Here is an 11,517-nt window from a genome sequence, read left to right as displayed (position 1 = left end):
CCGAGCCGTGCGGCGCGGACCGCCTCGATGGACCTCGGCCGTGGGCTGCTGCGACTCGCGCAGCGCCTGTGGCCGCAGTCGCCGGCGATCGGCGCACTGACCGCAGAGCACCCGGCGACGCCCCCTCGCCCGATCGTCCTCGGTGCGATCGCGGCCCACGCGGGGCTCGACGCCGAGACCCTCGTGCGCGTCGCCGTGTACGACGACATGGCCGGCGGCGTCGCCGCTCTCCTCAAGCTCGAACCCGGCGACCCGGTCGACGGCGTGCGGCTCGTGATCGACGCGTGCGCGGCGGTCGATCCCCTCATCTCGCAGCTCGCGGCGCTCGACTCACCCGAGGCGATCCCTGCGGCGAGCGCCCCCGAAGCCGAAGCGTGGACAGAGGTCCACGCCCTCACGAACAGGAGACTCTTCCGTGCCTGACTCACCACCCGCCACTCGCGCTCTCCGGCTCGGCGTCGCCGGCCCTGTCGGCACCGGCAAATCGTCGCTCATCGCCACGGTGTGCCGTGCTCTTGCGACCGAACTGCGTCTCGGCGTCATCACGAACGACATCTACACCGATGAGGACGCCCGGTTCCTCCGCTCCGCCGGCGTGCTCGACCCCGAGCGCATCCGCGCCGTCGAGACCGGTGCGTGCCCGCACACCGCGATCCGCGACGACATCACCACCAACCTTCTGGCCGCCGAAGACCTCGAGCGCGATTTCGCGCCCCTCGACGTCGTGCTCATCGAGTCGGGCGGCGACAACCTCACGGCGACGTTCTCGCCTGCTCTGGTGGACGCGCAGATCTTCGTCCTGGACGTCGCCGGCGGAGGCGATGTCGCTCGGAAGGGCGGCCCGGGCATCGGTCGCGCCGACCTCCTCGTCGTCAACAAGACCGACCTGGCGCCGTACGTCGGCGTCGACGTCGCGCAGATGGTGACGGATGCCGAAGCGGCACGCGACGGCCGCGCTGTGCTGGCGCTGTCGCGGCACGACGCCGCCTCGGTCGCGGCGCTGCGCGCCTGGGTGCTCACGATGCTCGCGAGCCACCGCGGGGGAACCCACATCCCGCAGGACCCCGGCCCGATGGCGCCGCATTTCCACGCCGATGAGGAGCATCCCGACGGCGGGTTCGTCCACTCCCACGACGACGACGACGCCGCCGGCGCCACCCCTGTCCACGACCATTCCCGCACGCAGGCCGTGCGGGGCTGAGACGAACGGGTGACCTCGACGCGCATTGCGGTCGCCGCGGGTGAGCCGCGGGCGCACGTGGAGCTCGCAGTAGGCGCGCTCGCACCGCGCCTCATCTCGCGCGATCGGACACGGGCGCACATAGCGGTCGCCGCAGCCGGCATGGTGCTGCTCGGCGGTGACCACGTGCACATGGAGATCGATGTCGGACCGGGGTGCACGGTCGAGATCGAGGACGTCGGGGGCACCGTCGCCTATCGCGGCGCGCGTTCGTCGTGGATTCTGAACGTCGGGATCGGAGCCGGCGGAACGCTGCTGTGGCACGGTCTGCCTTTCGTCGTCACCGACGGGGCGGACGCCGAACGCCGCACCTGCATCACCCTTGAGCCCGGCGCGCGGGCGGTGATCCGCGAGACGCTCGTGCTCGGCAGGCACGGGGAAGACGGCGGGCGACTGGCCTCCGTTCTCGCCGTCTCGGATAGCGGCGGGCCGATCCTGATGGAACGGCTCGAGGCAGTCGGCGGTGCGCCCGAGCCCGGAGTGCTCGGCAGCAACCGGGTCATCGATGCCGTGATCGCCGTCGGATTCCGCCCACCTACGCGTGCGGGCGACCTCGAGTTCGATCGGCCGGGATCCATGGCGCGTCATCTCTCCGACCACACGCACGGGTCACCCCTGGACCGCGTGTGGGATTCCTGGGTCTCCAACGCGCAGGAGCGCCCCTTCACGCCTGAGCCGGAAAGGACTCGCATTGATAGCACTGCGCGATGATCAGACCCCCACACGCATCCGTCGGAGCACGATCGGCGTCATCTTGCTGATCGCCCTCCTGCATGTGGTCGGCTGGGGAGTCCTCGTCCTCCTGGTGATGCCCGCCGGCATCCCGCTCGGCGGCAGCGGGGGCACGCTCGTCACTCTCGGGGTCGGGCTCACGGCGTACGCCTTGGGGGTGCGCCACGCGTTCGACGCCGACCACATCGCCGCGATCGACAACACCACCCGTCGCCTCGCTGAACGCGGAAAGCCGGCCAGCACCGTCGGATTCTGGTTCTCACTCGGCCACTCGACGATCGTCGTCGTGCTCTGCATCCTGCTGGCACTCGGGATCACGGCGATCGGCACATCCCTCGCCGATGACTCCTCCGCCCTTCGCACCTGGACCGGCATCATCGGCCCCACCGTCTCGGGCGTCTTCCTCCTCATCATCGCGGCCATCAACATCGCCTCCCTGCGCCACCGCCACGGGCACGCAGGCGGTCCGGTGCTGCGGATGCTCGGGCCCGTCGAGCGAGCGGTGGATCGGCCGTCCCGCATGTACGTGGTCGGACTGCTGTTCGGTCTCGGCTTCGACACCGCGACGGAGGTCGGGCTGCTCGCGCTCGCGGGTGCCGCCAGTCTCGGAGCCCTGCCCTGGTGGGCAGCGCTCACCCTGCCGATTCTGTTCGCCGCCGGAATGAGCGCCTTCGACACCACCCAAGGCGCAGTGATGCGCCGCGCATACAGCTGGCAGCCCGGTCGGCGCCACCTTGGTGAGGTGTACGCGCTCGCGATGACCGGGATATCGGTGATGGCGGCGGTGCTGATCGCGATCGTCCAGCTGGCGGACGTCCTCGTTGCGAATCTCGGCGTCGGAGGTCCACTCCCTTGGGTGGCATCGATAGGCATCGACAACCTCGGGTTCGTGCTCACGGGCGTGCTCCTCATCACCTGGGCGGCTGTGCTGGTGACCATGCGACGGACTCGAACGACGACGGATTGACGCGGTCTGGCGGGGGGGGCGGTGGAACTCAACGTCGCCGCCCGGTGACAGCGGGCGCGTCGGCTCCCAGACCAAGAAGTCCGGGAGCGTCGTGGGGTGAGCCGCCCGGGCGAATACGCTCGTTCGCATGCGTGCACGTGACGATTCGGAACTGTCGATGGTCGAGACACCCGCCGCCGATGCGATCTTCGCGGATCCCCGACTCGCGCAGCTCTATGACGTGTTCGACGGGCCTCGGAACGACCTCGCCTCGTACCTCGACATCGCGACAGAGTTGCGGGCGCGGAGCATCCTCGACATCGGCTGCGGCACCGGATCGTTCGCGGTGCTCGCCGCCTCCCAGGGGCTTGCCGTCACCGCAGTCGATCCGGCAGCGGCATCGCTGGCGATCGCCCGCACCAAGACTCACGCCGACCGGGTGACGTGGCAGCACGGTGGGGTGGACTCTGCGCCTGCGAGCCCGGTCGACCTCGCCGTGATGACCGGGAACGTCGCGCAGGTCTTCCTCACTGATCGATCGTGGGCCGACGCGTTGCAGCAGGTGCGCGCCCGCTTGAATCCGGGCGGCCACCTCGTCTTCGAGACGCGCCGGACGTCCGACCGCGCCTGGGAGCGATGGTCCGAGGACCCGGACGAGTCGACGATGCAGGTGCCGGGCATCGGCGCCGTGCATCACCGGCGCGAGATGCTCTCCGTCGATCTTCCGCTCGTCTCGTTCCGGCACTCCTACCGGTTCCCGGACGGCGATGTCCTCGAGTCGGACTCGACCCTTCGTTTCCGCACCGACGCCGAGAACCGCGCAAGCCTTGCCGACGCCGGCTTCGCCGTCGTCGACGTCCGCGACGCCGCCGACCGCCCCGGTGCGGAGTTCGTCTACATCGCCCGGGGCTGACCTTCCGTCTCGGACGGGTGCCGAGGCGGACCGAACGACAGCGCCCGCCTGCATCGCAGACGGGCGCTGACGTGTGACGGGGATCAGCCGGAGACGGGCTCCGGATCGACCGCCGTGGTGGTCACGTGGGTTCCCTCTGCGACGCCGCGACCGAAGGACCGGCCCTGCACGACCGCCCCGAGGTCCAATCCGGTGGCCGCCTTGACGCTCTCGAACGTCGCTGTGAGGCTCGCCGACTGCTCACGGGCCAGGTGGGTCGCCGCGCTGTCGCCGCCGATCAGCGTGATGGTGCCGATCTTCTCGTAGCCCTTGGCGAACTCCGCCATCAGCTGCGGCAGCTGACCGATGATCTCCTTCGCGAGGATCGCGTCCTGGTTCTCGCGCAGCGCAGCCGCCTCGGCGGCGACCGCCTCAGCGACGGCGTTGCCGCGAAGGCGGATCGCCTCTGCTTCGGCTTCCGCCTGCACGCGAACCGCAGCGGCCTCCGCCTCGGCCTTCATCCGGACGGCTGCGGCCTCGGCGGAGGCAGAGGCCTCACGTGCCTCGGCCTGCGCCTTCACCGCGTACGCCTCGGCATCGGAGCGCTCCTGGGCGACCCTGCGGTCGGCTTCGGCGTTCTTCTCCCGCTTGTAGGCTTCCGCGTCGGCCGCGATCTGCTGCTGGTACGCCTCGGCATCAGCAAGGGTCTGCTGCCTGTACTTGTCGGCGTCGGCGACCTTCTTGACCTCGGCATCCAGTCGCGCCTGGGTGTTGTTGGCCTCCTGCAGCAGAACACCCTGCTCGGCCTCGGCGCGGGCGAGGTTCTCGGCCTGCTCGGCCTGGGCGTTCGCCCGGCCGACCTCCGACTTCGCGGCCGCGGTGTTCTTGTCGAGCGCGGTCTGCTCGATCAGGTTCGCCTCGTCGGCGGCCAGCTGGCGCTTCTTCACCTCGCGCGTGGCGTCGATCTCTGCGACATCCGCTTCGCGCTTGACGCGCTGCACCTCCTTGGCGCCGAGCGCCGAGATGTAGTTGTTCTTGTCGGTGATGCCCTGGATCGCGAACGAGTCGAGCACCAGACCCTGCGCGAGCAGATCGCCGGAGATGCCCTGAGCGATCTCGTCGCTGAGCTTCTGCCGGTCCTGCATGACCTGCTCGACCGTCAGCTTCGCCACGACGCCGCGCAGCGCGCCTTCGAGCTGCTCGGTAGTGAAGACGACGATCGCATCGTCCTGCGACGCGAAGCGCTCCGCGGCGCGGCGGACCTGGTCGGGCGTCGAGCCGATCTTCACGAGGGCGACGCCGGTCAGGTCGATCGTGACGCCGTTGATGGTCTGAGCGGTGGGCTCGAACTTGATCTGCCGCGATCGCAGCGAGACCTTGTCGGAGCGCTGCGTCAGCTTGTTGACGAACGCCCCCCGACCGCTGATGACGGTCATCTTGTTCGCTTCGCCCTCGGTGCTGTCGCGGGCCTTCTTGCCGACGATGACGATGGCCTCGTCGGCCTTGGGCACCTGATACCAGGCGCGGAAGAGGATGAAGCCGATGAGGACGACGACGAGGACGACTCCGGCAGCGACTGCGATGCCGATGAGGCCGAACAGATCCATGTGGGATTCTCCAGGTTGAGCCCGCCGATTGCGGGCCATGCACCGAATCTATGCGCATAGCGGCATGTCACTCGACCGCACGCGTCGGCCGCACGGTCGCGGGCGCGCGGTTTCAGCGCTCTCGCTGCCTCAACGCGCTATGCATCCGCCTGCGCGGTGACTTCGCGGGCCGTGTCGGCCGGCGGGCGCTGCGCCCTGCTCAGCAGCACGAACGGCACCGCGACCGCCGAGATCACCCCGCTCCAGAGCAGCGACGCGCCGTAGCCCCCGACATCCGCTGCTCGTCCCAGCACCGGCTGGAACACGACACCGCCCGCCGAGCCCATCAGCGAGTCGAAGGAGAGCACCGTGGCGCGCTGCTTCGACGGGATCATGTCGTTGAGGTAGGCGCGGTGCACGGGGTCGTCGATCGCCGACGCGATGCCCCAGAGCGCCACCAGCGCGAGAGCGACCCAGAAGTTGCGGATCAGCCCGAGGCCGATCAGCACCACGGCGCTCGAGATCGTGGCGAGAAGGATCGCCGAGGTCCGGCGGTGGAAGAGCCGGCGCGCCCAGGGCGCCAGCGCGCCGCCGACGATAGAGGCCCCCGACAGCAGAGCCGCCGCAAGCCCGGCGATCGAGTAGGCCTCTTCGTCGCCCCACAGCTCCAGCAGATACGGCTGCAGGGCGTAGAACACGTAGATGCCCACACCCGCGGTGAAGGGGCTCGCGAGCATGAGCCAGCGCACCGGCGGATCAGCCAGGCCGTATCGGACGGATGCCCGGAGCACGGTTCGCGTCGCGCGCAGCGGGCTCTCGCTGCGATCGGGCGTGAAACCCAGATCGCGCATCAGCAGGGCGGCGACCACGAACATCACCAGCAGGATCGCGCCCCTCACCAGGAACGGCACGCCGAGGTTCGTGGCCTGTGCGAGCACGCCGCCCAGCACCGAACCCGAGAGCATCGCGATTCCGCCCACGATCTGCGCCCGGCCGAACACCGTCTCGAGACTCCCCGGATAGCCGGTGGCCTTCAACGCGTCGACGAGCCAGGCATCCACCGCGCCCGAGAAGAAGGTGAAGCCGAGTCCGAGCAGTACGGACACGATCGCCCAGGCCCAGAACGGCGAGTGCCAGACCCACAGCAGCCAGTACATGACGGTCGTCACCGCCAGCGTGATGGTGCCGAGCAGATACGACGCCCGGCGTCCGACGGTGTCGGCCACGACACCCGTCGGGATCTCGAAGATCAGCATCCCGGCGGTGAAGAAGGCGTTCGCCGAGAAGGCCTCGAGATTCGTCAGGCCGGCGTCGAGCAGGAAGAGGGTGTTAATGCCCCAGATGAACGACGCCGCGAGCGTGTTGCCGAGCATCAGCGTGTAATACGTGCCCTGCACTCGGCGGGGAGTGGGCAGCGATGGCGCGGAACTGGTCCTGGAGATGGCGGCACCGCCTCTTTTCCACGGGGTCTTCGGCCGACACCGCGACAGTATCCCTCCTGGCGGAAGCCGTCCACGGGTGTCGCCGCGGCCGGAGCCGGCCCCGCTAGGCGGTGGCGGGACCGGCGAACCCCGTCGCGCGGGTGTCGGCGCCGACGGTCTGGTTCATGTGCTTCGCGATCCGCAGCACGACGGCGCGGTCGCCGATGCGAGCGCCGTGCAGCGCGTTCTCCAGGGCGAGCTCGAACCGATTGACGTCGGCCAGCCGTCGCAGCCAGACGGCCAGGATGAGGTTGTAGCGGCTGGCCGCCGTGATCGCGAGCCGGACCTCGGGCACGGATGTGATCGCGGTGCGGGCGGCCTCGAGCACCTGTGCCGGGGCCTCGACGAAGTACCAGGCATAGATGGGCCAGCCGGATGCCGCGCGCGCCATGTCGGTGCGGAAGCGCAGGCTTCCCCTCGCGCGAAGCGTCGCGAGCGCGTCCGCCACACGCTGCGGCGCGAACCCGCTGCGCTCGGCGATCGTCGCGATCGGGACGCGGCCGTCCGCCCACACCTCGCGCTCGATCGCCTCCCGCAGGTCGTCGGGCACGCGCTGCGCCGCACGGGGCCGCGGCGGCCTCGGCGGACGGACACCCTGCGCCTCGGCCGGTTCCAGCGCGCGCAGCCGCCAGCTCGCACCGTCGATGAGCGTCTCGTTGACGAGGTGCGTGCGCACCGATCTGACGCCATCGAGCCTGCCCAGGCGGTGCAGTGAATAGTCGGACAGGCCGGCGATGTCGGGGGCGAAGACGATCGCCATGAGATCACGTGACCCGGAGGTGACGTCGAGGACGTAGACCGCGGGATCGCGCTGCAGCTCCTGGACGACGGCATCCATCTTCGCCCGCTCGCAGTCGATCTCCATGATCGACACCTGCCCGAGCGTGGGATGCCCCGTGACCCACGCGATGCCCTCCTCGCGCAGCCTCGCCCATCGGCGTGCGAGCGTGCTGGCGTCGACGCCGATGACGGGGGACAGCTCGTTCCAGCTCGCACGCGGCTCGATCTGGAGTGCGTGGACGAGTCGTCGATCGATCGGATCGAGGGTGATCTCCTGCACGGGCGGCCCTCCTGGACGGCGCGGTTGACGCAATTATCACGCACAAAGCGGCGCAGGTGCGCAGAAAATCTGCAGATTCACGTGTTCGAAACATATCAAGGCGCACCATTGCCGCATCGATCGCACCGACGAAAGGACCATCGTGAGCCTCATCACGACCGACGACGTCACCCTCACTGAGTTGAAGCGCCATGCCGCCGACGAGGTGGAGTCACGCCGCGACGAGCTCATCGGCCTCAGCCACGCGATCCACGAGAACCCCGAGCTGTCGTGGCAGGAGCACGAGGCCGCTGCCCTCGTCGCCCGCGCTCTCGAGGATGCCGGCTTCGACGTCGAAGTCGGGGCGTACGGCGTCGCCACCGCCGTCGAGGCCGTGTACGGCACCGGCGAGCTCACCGTCGCGATCTGCGCCGAGTACGACGCCCTTCCCGGCATCGGCCACGGCTGCGGGCACAACGTCATCGCCGCCTCGGGAGTGGGCGCCGCCCTCGCGCTGGCGCCGCTCGCCGACGCGGCCGGGTTGCGGGTCAAGCTGCTCGGCACGCCTGCGGAAGAGCACGGCGGCGGCAAGGTGGCGATGCTGCTCGCCGGCGCATGGGAAGACGTCGACTTCTCGCTCATGGTGCACGGCATGACCGGGGAGGACATCTCGGCGACGGCCTTCAGCGCGACCGCCGTCGACCGGTTCGAGGTCGTCTTCCACGGCAGGACCGCGCACGCCGCGGGCATGCCGGAGCAAGGCCTCAACGCGGCGTCCGCCGCCGCGATCGCCCAGACCGCCATCGCCTTCCTCCGCCAGCAGCTGCCCAAGGACACGAATCTCAACGCGTACGTCTCGCACGGCGGTGAGGCGACGAACATCATCCCCGACCGTGCTGTCGTGCAGGTCGAGCTGCGCGCGTACGACATCGACGTGTGGCGTGACATGAAGACGCGCGTGCTCGCGTGCTTCGAGGGTGCCGCCATCGCGACGGGATGCCGCTGGGAGTGGGCTCCGACAGAGCACCCGTACGCGCCGGTCAAGCACGAGGCATCGCTCGGCGCCCTCTGGGACCGCAACCTCGTGACGCGCGGCCGCACGATCGGCGTGGCGAAGATGGGCGGCGGCTCCACCGACATGGGGAACGTGTCGCAGGTCGTGCCCTCGATCCACCCCACCATCGCCTTCCTCGGGCAGACGGGCCCCGCCCACAACCCCGAGTTCACCGCTGCTGCGGCCACCCCTGCAGCCGACGAGGCCGTCATCGACGCCGCCACGATCCTCGCGTGGACGGTGCTCGATGTCGCCCTGGACGACGCCCTGCGCGCCGACCTGCTCCACCGCACCGCCGAGCGCCCCGTCGGGGCGACCCGGACCACGCTCGAGGCATGACCGATCCCGCTCGCGCGGACGGCGCCGCCTCCCCACCTGGAGAACCCGACATGACCGCTCCCACCCACGAAGGCAACGTCGCCTCGACAGGACCGCAGTCTCCCAGCCCGCTTCAGAAGACGGCATCCGTCATCGCCCTCGGATTCCGCAGCCCGCGGCTGTGGATCCTCATCGCACTGGTCGTGGCCATCTCGGCCGGTGCGCAGGCGATCGGGCCGATCGTGATCCCCCTCGGCATCGCGTCGGTGACGCTCCTGCCGATGATCTGGGGCATCACGGCCGGTGCCCTCGTCTCGGGGCAGCGCCTCAAGCCGCTGCCGATCGACCTGCAGCAGGCGGCCACCGTGATCATGGGCGTCGCCGTGCTCTTCCTCTGCGCGCGGCTGTCGTTCACGATCGGTCCGAACATCCCGCTGCTCCTGCAGGCGGGCCCCGCGCTGCTGCTGCAGGAGGTCGGCCACCTGTTCGGCACCATCGCACTGGCACTCCCGCTGGCGGTGCTGCTGCGCATGGGGCCGGCGACCGTCGGCGCCACCTTCTCAATCGACCGCGAGGGCTCGTTCGCGATGGTCAGCGAGCGCTACGGCTCCGACTCGCCGCAGTACCGCGGAGTGCTGTCGATGTACGTCTTCGGCACGATCTTCGGCGCCGTCATCGTGAGCCTCATCGCCTCGCTCGCTGCTTCGCTCGGCATCTTCGACCCGCTCGCCCTCGCCATGGGCGCGGGCGTCGGCTCGGGCTCGATGATGGCGGCCGCGGCATCCGTCATCGTGTCGGCCCACCCCGACATGCAGGATCAGGTGCTCGCGCTCGCCGCCACCTCGAACCTCATCACGGGTGTGCTCGGCGTGTACATCGGGGTCTGGGTGTCGCTGCCCCTCGCCGACCGCTTCTACAAGCTGCTCACCCGGAACAAGGATGCGGCGCTGCCCGGCCGCCGGGCGAGGGCCAAGGGTGCCATGCCGACCGCGGCGGTCAAGACCGTGGCGGAGACGGTGCTCGAGAAGCCGAACGTGCGGGTGCCGCTGTGGGTGTCGCTGCTCATCATCGGCTTCGCCGGCCTCGTCGTCGCCGCGATCGCGGCGAAGGGCTTCTCGTGGGACATGGTGATCGCATACCTCGTGATGGGCGCACTGGTCGCTGGGGGAATCGGCCTCGCCAAGGTGACCCGCGGCAAGGTTCCGGCCATCATCGTCGTGATGACGGTGGGCGCGTTCCTCACGTCGCCGATCTCGCCGGTCGCCGGGTGGTTCACGACGGTCTCGGACACCATCGACTTCCTCTCGCTCATCACGGTGATGCTGACGATCGCGGGGCTGAGCCTCGGCAAGGACCTTCCGATGCTGAAGAGCATCGGCTGGAAGATCATCCCCGTCGGGACGGTCGCCATCGCCGCGTCGTTCATCCTTTCGGCCGTCGTCGCCGAGTTCGCGCTGGGACTGTGGGGCTGATGACGGGTACCGCCCTCGAGGTCGAGCGCGGGGTGTACACCTCCGCGCTCGATCTCTTCTCGATCGGCATCGGCCCCTCGAGTTCTCACACCGTCGGCCCGATGCGTGCAGCCGCGGACTTCCGCGATCGTCTCACCGACGGCGGGCTGCTGGCGACGGCGGTCCGGTTCGGCTGCCGCCTCGACGGATCGCTCGCCGCGACGGGTGTGGGCCACGGCACTCCGGATGCCGTCATCGCCGGCCTGAGCGGACACCGCCCCGAGACGGTCGACCCTGCGCTCGTGCACGGCGCATGGACGCTCCTCGAGGCCGGTCGCGCGCTCGACCTCGGCGGCGTGCGGTTCACGCGCGACGACCTGACGTTCGCGCCGCGCGAGCGTCCGCACGGGCACCCGAACTCCCTCACGCTGCGCGCCGAGCTCGCCTCGGGTGACGTCGTGGAGGAGACGTATCTGTCGGTCGGGGGCGGTTTCATCCGGCGTCTCGGGGAGCCGTCCGCGGCAGCCGCGGCGGACCCGCACCCGGAGGGGCCGAGCGCTCCCGCGTTCCGGAGCATGCGGGAGCTGCTCGACCTCTCGCGCGGACGCACCATCGCCGACGTCGCCTGGGAGGCCGAGGTCTCCGTCTACGGAGCGGTCGCAGCCCGGCGCGGACTCGACGCGATCTGGACGGCGATGCGGGCATGCATCGAACGTGGCCTCCACTCCGACGGCGTGCTGCCGGGCGGCCTGCGCGTGCCGCGCCGGGCGGCGGCCGC

The 11,517-nt window shown here is 70.1% G+C and carries 11 protein-coding genes; 8 read left to right on the top strand and 3 right to left on the bottom strand.

Annotated features, from left to right (window positions below):
- The 5 genes from VIP82_RS05785 to VIP82_RS05765 all read left to right on the top strand — a co-directional run.
- On the top strand, window positions 1-423 hold a 423-nt coding region (locus tag VIP82_RS05785), incomplete at its 5' end, for an urease accessory protein UreF (protein ID WP_331906566.1).
- Window positions 416-1,201, top strand: a complete 786-nt coding sequence (gene ureG, locus VIP82_RS05780) for an urease accessory protein UreG (RefSeq protein WP_331906564.1) — start codon at window positions 416-418, stop codon at window positions 1,199-1,201. The genes VIP82_RS05785 and ureG, both read left to right, overlap by 8 nt.
- Window positions 1,202-1,210: 9 nt before the next feature.
- Window positions 1,211-1,951, top strand: coding sequence for an urease accessory protein UreD (locus VIP82_RS05775; protein ID WP_331906562.1), 741 nt, complete (start codon window positions 1,211-1,213; stop codon window positions 1,949-1,951).
- Window positions 1,952-1,994: 43 nt separating this feature from the next.
- Window positions 1,995-2,939, top strand: coding sequence for a HoxN/HupN/NixA family nickel/cobalt transporter (locus VIP82_RS05770; RefSeq protein ID WP_331906560.1), 945 nt, complete (start codon window positions 1,995-1,997; stop codon window positions 2,937-2,939).
- Between the two features lie 127 nt (window positions 2,940-3,066).
- The gene (locus VIP82_RS05765; RefSeq protein ID WP_331906558.1) at window positions 3,067-3,831 is read left to right on the top strand and encodes a class I SAM-dependent methyltransferase; all 765 of its coding nucleotides are present in this window, start codon (window positions 3,067-3,069) and stop codon (window positions 3,829-3,831) included.
- 83 nt (window positions 3,832-3,914) lie between these two features.
- On the opposite strand, the gene VIP82_RS05760 is transcribed toward VIP82_RS05765, so the two are convergent.
- From VIP82_RS05760 to VIP82_RS05750, 3 genes are all read right to left on the bottom strand, one after another.
- Window positions 3,915-5,417, bottom strand: a complete 1,503-nt coding sequence (locus VIP82_RS05760) for an SPFH domain-containing protein (RefSeq protein WP_331906556.1) — start codon at window positions 5,415-5,417, stop codon at window positions 3,915-3,917.
- A 137-nt stretch (window positions 5,418-5,554) separates the two neighbouring features.
- The gene (locus VIP82_RS05755) at window positions 5,555-6,769 is read right to left on the bottom strand and encodes an MFS transporter (protein ID WP_331906554.1); all 1,215 of its coding nucleotides are present in this window, start codon (window positions 6,767-6,769) and stop codon (window positions 5,555-5,557) included.
- 172 nt (window positions 6,770-6,941) lie between these two features.
- Complete coding sequence (locus VIP82_RS05750) at window positions 6,942-7,937, bottom strand: Lrp/AsnC family transcriptional regulator (protein ID WP_331906552.1); 996 nt, start codon at window positions 7,935-7,937, stop codon at window positions 6,942-6,944.
- Window positions 7,938-8,079: 142 nt separating this feature from the next.
- Between VIP82_RS05750 and VIP82_RS05745 the strand changes: the two genes are divergently transcribed.
- From VIP82_RS05745 to VIP82_RS05735, 3 genes are all read left to right on the top strand, one after another.
- Entirely contained in the window at window positions 8,080-9,309 is a 1,230-nt protein-coding gene (locus VIP82_RS05745; RefSeq protein ID WP_331906550.1) for an amidohydrolase, read from the top strand.
- Window positions 9,306-10,760, top strand: a complete 1,455-nt coding sequence (locus VIP82_RS05740; protein WP_331906548.1) for a DUF3100 domain-containing protein — start codon at window positions 9,306-9,308, stop codon at window positions 10,758-10,760. Before VIP82_RS05745 ends, VIP82_RS05740 begins: the two co-directional genes overlap by 4 nt.
- Window positions 10,760-11,517 (top strand): serine dehydratase beta chain (locus VIP82_RS05735; RefSeq protein ID WP_331906546.1); only part of this gene is annotated, 758 nt, incomplete at its 3' end. The genes VIP82_RS05740 and VIP82_RS05735, both read left to right, overlap by 1 nt.

The sequence above is a fragment of the Microbacterium sp. genome, assembly GCF_036566905.1.
Classification (GTDB): domain Bacteria; phylum Actinomycetota; class Actinomycetes; order Actinomycetales; family Microbacteriaceae; genus Microbacterium.
This window is presented reverse-complemented; position numbering and strand designations above follow the sequence as displayed.